Raw genomic sequence first — 15,735 nt, forward strand, 5'->3', positions numbered from 1 at the left:
ACCAGCACTATCATGAAAAAGATTACCACCAACATAAAGTTTTCCCTTTTTGTACTGTTGGCAGCCATTGTGCTCTTTGTCACCTCATGCAGCAAGTTCCTGGAAGTATCACCGGTAGAACAGGTGTCGGATGAAACATTATGGTCCAGTACAGCCAATGCCGACCTTTTTCTCAATAATATCTATGGTTCTGTTCCTTCCATAGAAACAGGGGACCCCTGGGAAAATTACTCAGACAATTCTTTAAACGGGCAGGCGGGAAGAGTGAGTACCAACATTTATGGCCCCGGTATCTATACTCCCAGCAACAGCCCAAGCACCTGGGGGCAATATACCAATATCCGTAAGTGTAATGTCTTTATTAAAAAGCTGGAAGGTTCGGCCTTGCCGGACGATTTCAAAAAGCTGAAACTGGCGGAGGCCCGTTTTCTCCGGGCATACTTTTATTCTTTGCTGTGGACCTATCATGGAGGGGTTCCTGTGATTACAGATGTACTAAATCTGAATGAGCAGGGGGAAGCTGTTTTCCGTTCCAGGAACACTTCTGACGAGACCTTCAGCTTTATCGTTTCCGAGGCTGCAGCCGCGGCGGCTGATCTTCCGGTCAATGCCGAGTCTGGCCGTGCCACCAAAGGCGCCGCCCTGATGCTGAAAGCGGCAGTGGAACTGTTTAATGCCGGTCCTTTAAAGAATACAGGTAATGATGCTGCGCGCTGGGCACAGGCTGCGGCGAGTTTTAAATCTGTGATGGAGCTGAATAAATACACATTATTCCCAGACTATAATACTCTTTTCTTCGAAGAGAACAACAACAATGTAGAAGTGATCTTCAGCAGGCAACACCTGGGCGGCACTTCGCTGGCCAATTACCGCGACGGGCAGATAGGCCCACGTTTTGTAAGGGGAGCGCTTACTGGTTGGGGACATGTTGATCCGACACAGGACATTGTGGATGAGTATGCCATGGCCAATGGTTTGCCGATTACGGACCCGAACTCTGGCTACGACCCACAGCAGCCCTATGTAAACAGGGAGAAAAGGTTTTATGAATCCATTGTGTATGATGGTTCAGAATGGCTGGGGGATGTGATGATTATGAAACAGGGTGTTGGCAGCCTGAATGCAACAGACCTGAACAACAGCAGCATCTCCACCAGGACAGGCTACTATATCCGCAAAGGCATCAATCCCAAATACGCCGGTGCGCAAAACAACGGCAATAGTGCCAACTGGATTATTTTCCGGTATGCGGAAACTTTACTTGGTTATGCGGAAGCGCAGAATGAAGCGGCAGGCCCTGACCAGTCAGTTTATGATGCTGTTAATGCGGTGCGGGACAGATCGGATTTGCCTGCTTTGCCTGCAGGCATGAGTAAGGAAGCCATGCGCACGGCTATATGGAGGGAAAGAAGAGTGGAACTGGCTTTTGAAGACAAACGGTTGCCGGACCTGTTACGGCTTAAACTTGCAGAAGTTAAACTGAATGGTACTGTACATGCAATGAAGATAGATATTGTGGGAGGAAAAACGGTGTACACTATCGTTTCAGCCGGAGGTGGAAACAAGGCCTTCGACCCTGCAAAAAATTATGTGTTGCCCGTTCCTCAGTCAGCAATGGATAAAAATCCGAACTTGGAGCAAAACCCCAATTACTAACTCCCGTTGATGGCACATGTATAATAAACTAATATTCGGCATTTGTTTTTTTGTTTGCTGCACGTGCATGCATGCACAACAAAGAGAACAGGCTTCGCTGAAAATTGTCTTTGGAGTTAAAAGCAGCAAAGCTATTCAATACGAGGTGGGCTTTGTTTGTTCTCCGGCTATGAATATAGGAACAGTTACCGGCTCCGGCCTGGAACAGGATGATGTTGCGGGTACTGTTTCCATGCTGCATTTTAGCGGCGAAGACCAGGATGTATTAACCGTAGATGTTCAATGGCCACAGCCAGTTGCACCCTTACGAAAGCTGGCTTCACATAAAGACGGCTATGCGGTGAATAATGATGCTATGTGGGGCTACCTGATGCAGCATGGGTCAAAAGGTCAGCCGCAGCGTTTAAAGGATGATCCCTGGGCAATGCCTGATGCTTCCTTACTTACCGTTCAATTAAATAAAAGCGCAACGAAAGGTTTTACAATCGGGTTGCAACAATTGCTGAAGGCCGGTTTCATGTGGCTGCCGCAGCATGATATTTATGTGAGTCTTACCGGCCATGATTTACCAGGCAACCTGGCAAATCTTACTACTGGTTCAACCACGCTGCAAACAGTATTGGGTGGCCCGGAAGCAACACTCCAGGAGTTTATCACAAAATGGGAAGATATTGGTAATCCGCTTCAATGGAAGGCTTCCTGGCAAACAAAATACATGGGCACACAAGGGCTGTTAACCGTATTGGCGCCAAGGCATGGTTCAATATATAAATGCGCTATTGACCGGTGGGGAAATGTTCGCCCCGATTTTGCTTCGCCGCATCGTTTCAGTGTCAATTTTTCATGGGAAGGAAGCCAGTGGCAAGGCCAGCATTTGCTTAATGGATGGCCGGTGTTGCAAACAAAATTGAAAAACGGGGCAACAACGGCAGAACTGGAGCAGTGTATGCCTTCACGAAAAGATAAAGCCGGTTACAGGGAAGGGGCTGGGTTAATTTTAAGCACTGTCAGATTCAAAGGCAATGTCAATTCATCAATGTTTCATATTTCACTTGAAGATATTGCCAGGTCTGGGTTTGTTATTGAACAGGAAAAAAGTAATTGGATACTGTATGATTCGGCCCGGCATAAAACACTGTGCCGCTTACAGGTACAGGGAAAACTAAAAGTAGTGGCCAATGTAAGCGACAGCTCCGGAAAATCATATGTTCATATTTCCATCCGGCGGATAGATGCCCAACCTGCATCAATTACAGTTGTGCTTGCATCGCCTGCGATAGATTCATCGTTACCTGCTTCGATGGGGCAAGTGAATGAAGTTACAGCCAGGCGGGAAGTAATACGTTACTGGCAACAATGGGAAAACAAAGGCGCATTGTTCCAGGTGCCGGAAAAAAATGTTAACACGCTTTGGCGGGCAAACCTCTGGCATGCTTTGGCGCTTCCACGTCATGAACCTTTACCAGACAGCGTGGCGCACATGGACCTGCCCTATGCAAATACCGCTTACGGCCAACGCGATGCGGATTGGCCCATCAACCAAGCGGTGTATGTTGATTATCTTCTGTATGGTCTGCGAGGTTACGACAGTACAGCACAGCAGGAATACAAGGCGATGTTTGCTTCTCAACAGCAACCTGACGGACGAATTGGCGGCTTTGCCAATTGGGGTGTATACTCACCCGGCCAATTGTTTGCGATTGCCAATCATTACCTGCTAAACCATAACGACAGCCTTTTTAAAGAATTGTTGCCCGCTTCGTTAAAAGCGCTTGACTGGTGCCTGCTGCAGGTTCGGGGTACAGGAAACAAACCGGTAGAACTGGTTGCCGGACCGCTGAATGATTTGACAAAGAGACCGGGTATGTGGGCATTTACACAGGCTTACTATGTTGCCGGTTTAGCCAGTTTTGCAAAAGCGCTTGCACAATACGGGCATCCACGGGCAGCAGAAATAAAACAGGTTGCAGATGAGCTGAGAGCCGCGGTGTTGGAAGCGTTTGAGAAAGGCAGTGTCAAAGCTCCTGTGGTACAATGGGCGGATGGTAGCTGGGGCAATTTTGTTCCCACAGATGCGGCTGTTCCGAGAAGAATGATGGAAGAATGGTATCCGACAGACGTAGATTGCGGCCCGTTACATTTATCCAGGCTAGGTGTTATTGAACCTTTTCACTGGATGACTACCGCTATGCTGAATGACCATGAAGACAACCTTTTTTATAAAAACCTGGGAGCGGCTAACGAACCGGTTTATGTGCAGCAGGCCAATACTTATTTGCAGCGGGATGAAGTGCCGGCAATTATAAGGTCTTTTTACAGCCTGATGGCCTGTGGGTTTGCTCACGAGCAGTTTACTTCCCTGGAACACCGGTGGGCATGGGGACAATATTATGGCCCACCAAGTACTGATGGCGCCTGGTTTGAGATTTATCGCAACATGTTATTGTCAGAGCGTGGAGATGATACGCTTTTCATTTGCCAGGCAATTCCCCGGCCCTGGTTACAAAAAGGGAAACAGGTATTGGTAAAAGATGCGCCGAGCCGTTTCGGCAAGATTTCAGTAAAAGTGGATGGGGTTAATGTAGCCGGTGAGATTAAAGCTAATGTAAAGCTTTCAGATTCCCGGCGGCCTCAGGAGCTTATTATCAGGCTACGGCACCCGGAAGGAAAACAAATCAAAACTGTTTCTGTAAACGGTGTTGCCTGGAAAGCATACGATAACAACAAGGAAATAATAAAGATTAGCCAACCCGCAGTAAATAATTATGAAGTTATTGCCAGCTATTAAATTAATCAACATGAGAACGAAAACAGGAACAGGATTATTATTCGTTTTGTTATGGTTGACAAGTACTGTATATGGACAGTCCACGAGTGTTACTGTTTCATTTGACAATGAGCTGGGCCCTATGAAAATGGAGCAAATGGCACTGGGACAGGGTGGTTTATCTGAAGAGCCGATGCTTGCCTCGCGGCTAACGGAAATAAGGGCGTTGCGCCCGGCCATCATCAGGCTGTTTGTAAGTGAATACTATGATGTTGTTCCCCAAAAGAAAACCTATCATTTTGGTTCGCTTGACAGTATGGTAAAAGATATCCTGAAGACAGGTGCCAAACCGTTGATGAGCTTTTGCTTAAAGCCAAAAGTTTTCTTTCCTGTTATAGACCAGGATGTCGTAGAGCCCAATGATTATGAAGCCTGGGGGGAGTTTGTTGCAGATGTAGTAAAACATTATATAGATATGGGGGCAGGTATCAAATACTGGGAGGTTGGCAATGAAGTGGATATTGGCGAAGATGGTGGCACACCTTATCGTTTCAAACCAGATTCTTATGCACGGTATTACAAACATACTGCCGCAGCCATTTTAAGTGCAGACCCGGCAGCAAAGGTTGGCGGTCCTGCACTTGCCTGGTATAAATCGCCGATATTGCCGGAACTGTTGCGTGTATGTGCAGCCGAGAAAATTCAACTTGATTTTGTGTCCTTCCATCATTATAATAACAGCCCCTATGTTATCAGGGAACAGATAGACTACGTTAAGAACCTGGTTGCGGGATATCCTTCGCTTCATCCGGAAACAATCATGGATGAATGGAATGTTGACTTGTTTAATCCTATTCTCGATCCACGTTACCAACCTTGTTATATCGCGGAAACCATCTGGCAGATGAAGGAAGCCGGATTGGACTGGTCATGCTACTATCAGGTATGCGATTGGTATGTGTCTTATGAAACTTTTGAGAAAGTATTCTCACCCGGTGGAGCGGCATTTATGACACGCTGGTGGAACCGGCAGGCACAATTCAGCGGGCTTATTGATTATCAGGACCAGGTACGGCCTGCGTACTTTAGTTTTAAATTGCTTTCCAGGATGGCAGGGAATGCGTTGGAAATAAAGACAACGAACAATAAGGTACATGGCTTTGCAACACACGATGCGAAGCTGAATATGCACAACCTCATGCTGTGGAATTTTTCTGACACAGCCAGGAACATCGAACTTAATCTTTCAAACTTACCTGCTGATAAGCGGGTACGGCATATAATACTTGATGCCTTGGGTGGCCTGGATGAAAACCAGCGCTTAAGACCGGAACCTTTTATCAAACTTAAAAAGGGCACGCAAAAATTATCGCTGAAACTGGAGCCCTGGGCTGTACACTATTGGTCTTTTGAATAAAACCGGCAATTATGATTGTTGATATACATACACATGTGTTTGATGCCGCGCAGGATTTTGGGCCGCCCCTGTTAGCTGATATGCAGCGCTGCGGGGTGCAGCCTGCTGTTTGGGGCGATGTAGCTGCCAGGCACCTGGAAACGACCAAAGCAGCGGATGTTGCTGTGGTGTTTGGCATCAGGGCTATGCGTACGGGCTGGCATATACCAAATGAAGCCGTGGCAAAACATGTTGCTTTGGCGCCGGAGCGGTTGGTGTTTTTTGCTTCAATAGATCCGGCAGAAAATGGATTTATGGAGGAGCTGGAAAAATGTCACCAGCAATGGGGGGCATCGGGTGTTAAACTGGCGCCGCTATACCAGGATGTTCACCCGCAGGATAAACGATATTATGAGATTTACAATTACTGCGAAAAGCATGGCTTGCCCATCCTGTTTCATGCGGGTACCTCGTTTGTAGGTGGCACCAGGCTGGATTATTCGCGGCCCGTACATTTTGATGCAGTAGCTGTTGATTTTCCTGAATTGCGCATGATATTAGCACATCTTGGCCATCCGTGGGAAGGTGAAACGATAGCGGTCATACGCCGACATGCGCATGTTTATGCGGATATATCGGCCCTGTATTACCGGCCCTGGCAGTTCTATAATTCGATGAGACTGTTAACCGAATACAAGGCTGCGGGCAAAGTATTGTTTGGCTCTGATTTTCCTTTTACAACAACGGGAGATTCCTTAGCCAATGTGCGTAACCTTAACCATGCAACCGGCAACAGCGGGCTGCCGCAGGTGCCTGCCGAACTGATTGAGGAAATTATTAACCGCGACGCGTTAAAGCTACTTGGTATACCACATCCAAAAACAACAATAGCATGACAGGTATACCAAACACGATGCTGGCTTTACGGTTGGTGGCGCCCGGCAACCTGGCGCTATGCGAAATACCGGTTCCCGCGCCAGGCCCGGGTGAAGTATTGATACAGACAAAAGCTGCCTGCATCTGCACTTCTGACCTGCATGATATCAAAAGCAATCCATTCGGTATCACTTATCCCAGAACGCTTGGACATGAAGGCGCTGGTATTATTGTTGGCATGGGAGCAAATGTGAAGGGATGGCAACTGGGTACAGCCGTAGCCGCACATCCTGTGGTGCCATGCGGTTCCTGCGAAAGTTGTAAAAAAGGATTAGGGCATCTGTGTACTTGCATGGGGCATCTTGGTGTTGACAGGGATGGTTGTTTTGCAACCTTTTTTACACATCGTGCCGGCAGGGTAATGGCGTTGCCTGCCGACATGAGTTTTTCAAAGGGTGCTTTGCTGGAGCCCGTTGCCGTTTGCTTACAGGCTATAGCAAGGGCTGGTGATATCGCAAACAAAACAGTTTTGATTACTGGCGACGGGCCTTTTGCCAATATTATCGCCAGGTTACTGCGCAGGCAGCAGCATGTGCGTTTGCTGGTAAGTGGGCGTGAACCATTCCGCCTTCAGCAAATGGAACCGGCAGAAATATTAGCGTCAGTGGAAGGGGGGATTGCAGACGTTGCCATCCTTGCTGTGAGCGCTGCTGAAGCGGTACAAGACTGTATCCGTTCGCTTAAACCGAGGGGAAGGCTTGTTGTATTCAGCAGCCTGGATAAACCTGTTAACGTAGACCTGTTTACGTTACACCTGCGGGAGCTTGAAATAATGGGCGCCTGCAATGATGAAGACAGGATGGCTGAAGCCATGGAATGTTTAAAAGATAGCAGCCTGAACCTGGCGCAGGTGATTACCCATCATATTCCTTTTGCTGACTATGAAACGGCATTTCAACTGGCAGCAGAGCGGCATGACTGTGCCCTTAAAGTGGCCATTACATTTTAAAACACCAAGAATAACACGATACATGAAAATTACAGATGTAGAAGCTTTTGTATTGCAATCTCCATTTGAAATTGCTGACCCGGAAGGCAGCGAGGAAGCCAGGGGGGTGAAACATTGCATGCTGTTAAAAGTAAGTACGGATGAAGGTATTACCGGTTGGTCTGATATTGAAACTGCGCCGCATGTGGGCAAGGCAGTTGTGGACGCCCCCAGGAGCGGCGCAGGTGTTTTTGAAGGGCTTCGTGAACTGGTGATTGGTGAAGACCCTTTTGCAACGGAAAAATTGTGGGATAAGATATTTCGCGGCTCTATTTATTATGGGCGCAGGGGTGTTGCTATACAAGTGCTTTCCGGTTTTGATATTGCCTGCCACGACATCATGGGCAAGGCAACAGGCAGGCCGGTCCACAGCCTTTTAGGTGGAGCAAGAAGAGAAAAGGTGAGGGCCTATGCTTCAACGCTTTTTCGTCCCACAACAGGTGCAATTGAAAATGCGTGTGAGTTCTATTTATCTAAAGGGTTTACGGCGGTGAAATTTGGTTGGGGTGTATTTGGGCAGGATTTTAAACAGGACATACAACTTGTTGAAGCGGCACGTAAAACCCTTGGCCCCGATGTAGACCTTATGGTAGACCCTGGCTGGATGGTAAAACGAAGTGCCTACGATGCCATTGAGTTATGCCGTGCACTTGAACCCTTTAATATTTTCTGGCTGGAGGATTTTTTGCATCCTGAAAATTATGAGGGATATGCAAAAGTGAAAGAAGCTGGGGTGCGTACCCGCATAGCGGCCGGCGAGCAGGAGGCAACAGCCTGGGGATTTCGTGACCTGATTCAAAAAGGAAAAGTAGATGTAGTTCAACCAGACTTAACCCGGTGCGGTGGGTTTACCCATGCAAGGAAAATAGCCTGGGAAGCTGAATATGCAGGTATAGACCTGTGCCCGCATGCATGGCTTACAGATCTGTTGACTGCGGCCAGCCTGCACTTTAATGCTGTTTTGCCACGGTCGCTGTTTTTGGAATACAATGTAAGCGATAACCCCATGCTGCGGGAAATCATCGAAAACCCGGTTGAGCTGGATAAGGACGGATTTATGCCTTTACCGCAATTGCCCGGTTTGGGTATCAACATCAATGAAAAAGCCGTGAAGCGTTTTTCAGTAAACCTGTAAGTATGAAAGATTTTTATGCCGATACAATGAAAGAGGACGCTGCTTGTTTATGGTGGTTGGGGCAGGCTGGTTATATCATCAGCTCTGCCGGGATAATGGTTGTTATTGACCCTTATCTTTCCGACAGCGCAGCCAAAGACGGGGCTGGTTTTTCCCGCAACTATCCGCCGCCGGTATTGCCGGCAGAACTCAGGGCTGATGTATATATCATCACCCACGACCACCTTGACCACCTTGACCCGGAAACCATCTCGGGGTATCAACACAAAAATGAAACATGGTTCGTGCTGCCCCGCCTGGCAGCAAAAAAATTAAGTACGCTGGGTGTACCGGAAGAAAGAATAATCAGCGTGGATGCAGGTGAAGAGCACCGTATTGGCCCGCTGAATATTGCCGGTATATTCGCCCTTCCTACCGGGCCTGATGTAATTGATACAACGGGCTATTTACTGCAATTCGATAACGGAAGAACAGTGTATCACACCAGCGATACAGCCTATCATTCACTTGTATTGCAGGCTGCTCCGCATAAGCCTGAGGTAATGCTTATCCCCATCAACGGTAAATGGGGCAATACCGGGCCGGAACAGGCAGCACAGGTTACAGCCCATGTAAAACCGAGCTATGTTTTTCCTAACCATTACGACCTGATGCCACTGAACTCGGAGAACCCGCAAAGCTTTAAATGGTTTTGCGAAAAGCTGGCCCCGGAAAGCAAATGTGTTATCACGAATCCACTAGAACCTTTTGTGTGGAGTTAAAATCAAATTCTATAAAACCACAATTGATGGCTCTTAAATTAAAGTATATGGAAGTAAATGTTTTGTTCAAAACCGATGCGGAGAAATTTGCCTGGATAAAGGAGCATTTGTATGTGCCACTTCTCTGCGATACACTTGACAGCCTTGGATATCGTAACCAGGCCATGCATCAGCGGTTAAGGCCTTTGGATACCGAAAATTGCACGATAGTGGGAAGGGCCAGAACGTTGCGCTGGATGGAAACAGATTTTGTGGAAAGCGATTCTTACGATATGGAAATCGCGGCGGTGGATTCATTACGGGATGGAGATGTGGTAGTGCATTCAACCGACTTTGCCGGAACCAATGCGCCCTGGGGCGAATTAATGAGCACTATTGCCAAACGCAATGGCTCTGTGGGTTGCATTTGCGACAGCATGGTGCGTGACTGCAAGAAAATTATGCAGATGGAATATCCTGTTTTTTGTGGTGGTATAAGGCCCCTGGATAGCCTGGGCCGGGGCAAGGTGATTTCTTATGATGTGCCCGTTCGCTGTGGCGATGTGGTGGTGCATCCTGGCGAACTCATCTTTACCGATTTCGACGGTATTGTGGTGGTGCCACGCCAGGTAGAAGACCAGGTTTTGGAAATGGCTTATGATAAGCTTATCAAAGAAAACAACTCGAGAAAGGATCTGCTGAACGGTGATTCGTTGAGAACGGTGTATGACAGGTATGGGGTACTTTAAAATGGTTTGAACAAAATGTTCTTCTTGAAGCTGCCATTATAGGCGGACGATAAAGTGATTGCGACGCAACTATGATCCCATGAAAGGCCGCAGTTGGTATCTTAAAAAATAGTCATCTTAAAAATGCATACATGGCATCCCGTAAAATTATCCGAAAAAATATGGGGCTTTCAGTTATAGTATTTCAATGTAACTGTAGTCCCGGCTTTTCACTGCAAGTCCTCACCACTCGTTCCTCGTGGTTGCGGGCTTTCCGTTTCAATCCGGCAGCCAGTCAGGCTTTACCGCGTTACCCGGCTTATGCTTTACGTTCAACCCCTTATGTAGCGCTCCCCGACTGATTAACCGGTTAGGTACGGATTTTTACGATGAACCTAAAAATGTATAAAACAAACGCTAATTACAAATGCGAGATTCCGATTAATGTACTCGACATGTTTTTAAACTGTGTATTAAACTTATGAATGTTATAGCGATAGCAGCACACCCTGATGATATTGAAATTCTTTGTGCCGGCACACTTGCGCTGTACGCACAAAACGGGCATCATGTAACGATGGCGGTATTTACGGATGGGAGCATGGGCGATGCTGCTATAAAGCCGGATGAATTAAGAGAAATAAGGCGGAAAGAAACCGAAGCATCCGCGGCTGTAATTGGCGCCTCACTTATATGGGGCGGTGTTTTGGATGAGCATGTTTTTCCTGATGCAGCACAGCGTAAAAGAATGATTGATATACTGCGGGAAGCAGACCCGGATATAATCATCACCCATTCACCCGGCGACTATCACCCGGATCATCGTTATGTAGGGCAACTGGTATTTGACGCCTATTTTCAAAAGGGTTTGCCCTTTATTCCCAACCAGGATTTGCCTGCCTGCCGCTTCGCCAAAGCGCAGGTTTACCTGATGGATAATCTCGGGGGCATCGGGTTTAACCCAACAGAATATGTTGATATCAGCGGCGTGTTCGATACCAAGAAAAAAATGCTGAGCTGCCATAAAAGCCAGGTTGAAGCTATGAGGGATCTCGCCAATACTGATGTCATGAACATGATAGAATTGCAGTCGGGTTTTCGTGGGCTGGCAGCAGGATGTAAATATGCAGAAGCTTTTTGCCGGCTGGATGCCTATCAACGTGGATTAACCAGCAGGATATTACCATGAATTTCAAGGTAAAAAAATGGAATAGCTGGCAGGTAGTAGAATGCCTTAATGGCGATATGGAATTGATTGTTGGTGTATCTGCCGGTCCGCGAATTCTTTCTCTGGCTTACCGGGACAGTAAGAATTTATTGTATGAAGATAATACCGGCTTTTCGGTAGGGGAGTGGAAGTTGTATGGGGGCCACCGGTTTACCGTAGCCCCGGAGTGTGATGCCAGCTATCTTCCCGACAATGGGCCTTGCAGGTATAGCATTGATAACGGTGCATTAACGGTTAGTAACCTTCGCCCCGATAAACTATTGTTGTCGATGAATATTTCGGCGCATGCCGGTGGGGTCTATATAAATCATCAACTGGAGAATAAAAATGATAAGCCATGGTCGGGTAGTTTATGGGCGATAACCTGTGTACCGAGAACTGCATTAGTTGAAGGTTATTTTGACGGAACTATACACTATTTGCCGGGAACACAAACGGGAGATTGGGTGATGGATAAATGGAAGGCAGTACCAGCCAATCATAACTTCAGGGGGAAGATAAGTTGCAACACCACAAAGCCCGTTTTAACTGCGGCGCAATTAAATGGAAATCTTCAGATTGATGGCGAGGAACATATATCAGGGGATAGTAAAATGGAAATTTTTGCCTGCAACAATTTTATAGAATTGGAAACTGTTAGCCCGGAATACCGGGTAAAACCAGGCGAAACGAAGCAGCATCGCCAATGCTGGATGGTAACCGGGAACTAACCTATTTATTACACTTGTATTTTTTTAAAATGCCAACTTTTCATTTATCGGTCATTGACGTTATCATCATTGTTGCTGAAACTTTACTGGTTCTGGCTATTGGCCTTGTTGCCGCCCGCCGCATCAAGCGAACCACCGAAGGTTATTTTCTTGCTTCCGGTAAAATGCCCTGGTACCTTATAGGTGCGGCTTTTGTATCCACCTCTGTTTCCAGCGAACAGATTGTGGGCACTATTGGTGCGGCATATAAAACCGGGCTTGCGATAGCCAACTGGGAGTGGTGGACATTGCCCACCTACCTGCTGATGATGATATTCTTTATCCCGCTTTATCTAAGGAATAAAATCATGACGGTGCCCGAGTTGCTGAACCGTCGTTTTGGCCCTGCCTGTGGCGCTATCTACAGCATCGTGGTTTTGGTAGGCTATATTTTTGTGTTTCTTCCGCCCGTTATTTATGGTGGCAGTATCACCATCAGTTCTTTAACAGGCTGGCCCCAGTCTTATGTAATGGCCGGTATTTTAATCATGACAGCGAGCTACACGCTTTTAGGAGGGTTAAGTTCCGTGATGTGGACGGATGCCATACAGTGCGTGATGCTTGTGGGTGGTGGCGTTATCTTTTATTTCCTGGCGCTAAACCATATACCCGGTGGCTGGCAGGCGATGGTACAGGCAGCGCCGGAAAGATTTCATTTGTATCATCCGGCATCCAGCCCGGAAGCGCCGTTTGCAGGATTAGTCCTTGCTTCACTTGGTGTGTTCTTGTTTTATCAATCATCTAACCAGGTAATGATACAACGCATACTATCCGCAAGAACAACCTGGGATGGTATGATGGGGCTCGTATTTTCAGGTTTTATCAATATCATACGCCCGTTGGTTACCTGTTTGCTTGGCCTTGTTATGTTTCACTGGCTGGATATTATGAAGCAGGGGCCATCCTTACTGCCAGACCAGCAGGATAAAGCTTTTCCACTGGCCTTGCAATTGTTTGCACCATCAGGGCTGAAAGGTGTTATTCTTGCCGGCTTCCTTGCAGCGGTAATGTGCTCAGTAAGCGCATTAACCAATTCCATCGCTACTATTTTTTCACTGGATGTATACCGGAAATATTTTCGCAAAAAAGCCGCCGACCGGGAGATGATTGTCACCGGGCAAATATCCGGGGCAGTGGCCTTGTTGATTGCGGCATTGATATCGCCGCTGGTGGGCAGCGTTGGGTTGTTTAAGTACTTTCAAACAGGCGTAACTTATATGGCCACGCCATTTATATCCGTTTTATTGCTTGGGTTATTTTGGCGGAGAACTACATACACGGCGGCTGTCAGCGGGCTTATTGGCGGGGTTATCATTCAAATTGCACTGGCTGCTATCCTTCGCTGGAATGAAGTAACCTTACATTGGCTTTACGAAGGCGCAATAGCACAAATCTTAACTATGCTGCTAGTCGTATTAGTATCGCTGTTTACAGTTGCTCATGATAATGCTGTAATTGATCGTTACGTCTGGCGGGCGTCATGGGTAACCGATTTCGATCCGGCCCGGCGGAAGCGTCCTTGGTGGCAGGCAGTACCACTGTGGTTTGCACTTTATGCACTGGCATGGTGTTACATTTATTGGCGTTTTTGGTGATATCAGTACATATTCCTGACTGTCTGTTAACTTGAACCAGATAGCACAGCACTACGGACGCACCGTCGAAACAGAGGGAACCTTGATGATTTTCGCCGATTTCTTTCAAGACATAAAAACCCAAGCTCCTGGCTATAAGCATCTCAAATGGAAAATAAATGCCCCGTTTATTCGGTATTTTATCTTTTTGGCAACGTAGTAACCAACTATCAGCGTCTTAGTATGAACTAACGACAGCAAGGGGTTCATGCCCCTCATTGAGCAGCAGGGCTTAACCTGTGGTTGAAAGCTGACAAAGATGTTTCTTTTAGCTCGGGTAATATCTCTTCCAGGGCAAACCAGGGTTTACTTTCCTCAATACCTTCTGTAGTTCCCAACAGTACGACCATAACAAGAGATAATACAGGCTTTAACTATAACCCGGTGATGCGCTGGACTACAGCGACAGCGGACATCTATTTCGGCCCGTCCTCCAACAGCTTTGCCAATAATGCGTTGCCGGTGAGTGCCGGTGCCGGGAGCATATTTGGTACAGGAACAATCAGTGACCAACAAACCGTCATGCCAGCCACGTCAACCACATCTCCGTGCGGCGCCGACCGTTGCTGCTCCGGTTTCCGTCCTTCCTATGCCCAGCTATACGGGTACAATATCTACTACCCTGCATCCGCCTACTTTCCGGCGCAGAATACAACACGTCCAAATATCTATTCCATCCAGGGTACCGCCGGATCAGGTACAGCCTATGCCGCCGCCAATGGCAGCAGGGCAACGGTTGCAGGAACCACTATTTCATCCCTCTCTTCTGGTTTTACTTACCAGGTACGCATCGGCAGTTTTATGGGATACAGCTATGGATTGAACCACAAATTATCTGAATCCATCGCTTACAACAGGCAACTCAGCCTGGCAGAGACCAGGAGAGTGGAGAGTTACCTGGCCATCAAAAATGCTGTTACCCTGGATCCGTCCGGGCTAGACGCAACGGCGGGCTATGTAAGCTCCCAGTCAGTATCCGTCTTTAGCCAGGGGGTAACAGGAACAACTTACTGGAACAATATCATTGGGCTGGCAAGAGACAGTGCCTTTTTGTACGGTTCGGGACTGTATCAGAAGCAGTCAAAATTGCTTAGTGATTCGGTCAGGATCTATACGTCCACCCTGCAAACTACTAATGCTGCCAATACTTCTTCCTACACAGACCAAACCTTCCTGATGTTGGGCAGCAATTCAGGGCCCCTTTGCGGAACAGCAACCACCGAATCCGAACTCCCTGCTGTTCTCTTACCGCCTAATACGCCGGGTAGCCGTATTGACCGGGAATTTAAAATACAAAATACAGGGTTTACGATGGCATTTACCATTGAACTGGTCATGAACTGCAGTGTGGGGGACGATGATAACCTGCGCCTGCTGGTGGACCGCAACAGCGGAGGAAGTTATGATAATGCGGACGGCGATTTCACCAACGCTACCGTGGTTTCGCCGGGTTCAAATGGGTTTGCCGGTTATAGTTACAACAGAACCGGCAGGATACTTACCCTGCAGTTAGACCCTTTGGCCACTGCTTCTCTTTTTGCGCCCAATACAACCCGCCTTTTTACAGTGGCCGCCACTACATTTCCCGTACTGGCAACTGGGGTACCGCTGATAAAGGCAACCTGGTCCGGCAACGCAGTCATAATCACCTGGCAGGCGGCTGGCCTGCGCAGCGGCGCCCAATTTGTAGTGCAACGTTCTGCTGATGGGGCTACCTGGCGGCCTGTTGCTTCACTTCCTGCGTCACCGGTATCCAGCCTGCGTACTTACAGCGCCGC

At 47.6% G+C, this 15,735-nt stretch carries 12 protein-coding genes; all 12 read left to right on the plus strand.

Annotated elements, in window-relative coordinates:
• Positions 1 to 12: 12 nt before the first annotated feature.
• A complete protein-coding gene (locus F0364_RS17035; protein ID WP_153799010.1) occupies positions 13 to 1,656 on the plus strand; it encodes a RagB/SusD family nutrient uptake outer membrane protein in 1,644 nt (547 codons plus the stop codon).
• 67 nt (positions 1,657 to 1,723) lie between these two features.
• Positions 1,724 to 4,444: a hypothetical protein gene (locus tag F0364_RS17040; RefSeq protein WP_153799011.1), complete on the plus strand. Its 2,721-nt coding sequence runs from the start codon at positions 1,724 to 1,726 to the stop codon at positions 4,442 to 4,444.
• A gap of 10 nt (positions 4,445 to 4,454) precedes the next feature.
• Positions 4,455 to 5,840 (plus strand): GH39 family glycosyl hydrolase, encoded by a 1,386-nt coding sequence (locus tag F0364_RS17045; protein WP_153799012.1) that lies wholly within the window; start codon positions 4,455 to 4,457, stop codon positions 5,838 to 5,840.
• Between the two features lie 11 nt (positions 5,841 to 5,851).
• Entirely contained in the window at positions 5,852 to 6,715 is an 864-nt protein-coding gene (locus F0364_RS17050; RefSeq protein ID WP_153799013.1) for an amidohydrolase family protein, read from the plus strand.
• Positions 6,712 to 7,704 carry a zinc-dependent alcohol dehydrogenase gene (locus tag F0364_RS17055; protein WP_153799014.1) on the plus strand — a complete coding sequence of 331 codons (993 nt, stop codon included), beginning with the start codon at positions 6,712 to 6,714 and terminating at the stop codon, positions 7,702 to 7,704. The genes F0364_RS17050 and F0364_RS17055 overlap by 4 nt, the downstream gene beginning before the upstream one ends.
• 22 nt (positions 7,705 to 7,726) lie before the next feature.
• Complete coding sequence (locus F0364_RS17060) at positions 7,727 to 8,878, plus strand: mandelate racemase/muconate lactonizing enzyme family protein (protein ID WP_207632733.1); 1,152 nt, start codon at positions 7,727 to 7,729, stop codon at positions 8,876 to 8,878.
• Between the two features lie 2 nt (positions 8,879 to 8,880).
• Positions 8,881 to 9,639 carry an MBL fold metallo-hydrolase gene (locus tag F0364_RS17065; RefSeq protein WP_153799016.1) on the plus strand — a complete coding sequence of 253 codons (759 nt, stop codon included), beginning with the start codon at positions 8,881 to 8,883 and terminating at the stop codon, positions 9,637 to 9,639.
• Positions 9,640 to 9,665: 26 nt separating this feature from the next.
• Positions 9,666 to 10,367, plus strand: coding sequence for an RraA family protein (locus F0364_RS17070; RefSeq protein ID WP_207632734.1), 702 nt, complete (start codon positions 9,666 to 9,668; stop codon positions 10,365 to 10,367).
• 460 nt (positions 10,368 to 10,827) lie between these two features.
• Positions 10,828 to 11,535 (plus strand): PIG-L deacetylase family protein, encoded by a 708-nt coding sequence (locus F0364_RS17075; RefSeq protein WP_153799017.1) that lies wholly within the window; start codon positions 10,828 to 10,830, stop codon positions 11,533 to 11,535.
• Complete coding sequence (locus tag F0364_RS17080; protein WP_153799018.1) at positions 11,532 to 12,284, plus strand: hypothetical protein; 753 nt, start codon at positions 11,532 to 11,534, stop codon at positions 12,282 to 12,284. The genes F0364_RS17075 and F0364_RS17080 overlap by 4 nt, the downstream gene beginning before the upstream one ends.
• A gap of 29 nt (positions 12,285 to 12,313) precedes the next feature.
• Positions 12,314 to 13,918, plus strand: coding sequence for an SLC5 family protein (locus tag F0364_RS17085; protein ID WP_207632735.1), 1,605 nt, complete (start codon positions 12,314 to 12,316; stop codon positions 13,916 to 13,918).
• A gap of 282 nt (positions 13,919 to 14,200) precedes the next feature.
• Positions 14,201 to 15,735, plus strand: a 1,535-nt coding sequence (locus F0364_RS17090) for a DUF8202 domain-containing protein (RefSeq protein WP_153799020.1), incomplete at its 3' end; no start/stop codon positions are given.

It is taken from the genome of Foetidibacter luteolus (assembly GCF_009650435.1).
Lineage (GTDB): Bacteria > Bacteroidota > Bacteroidia > Chitinophagales > Chitinophagaceae > Foetidibacter > Foetidibacter luteolus.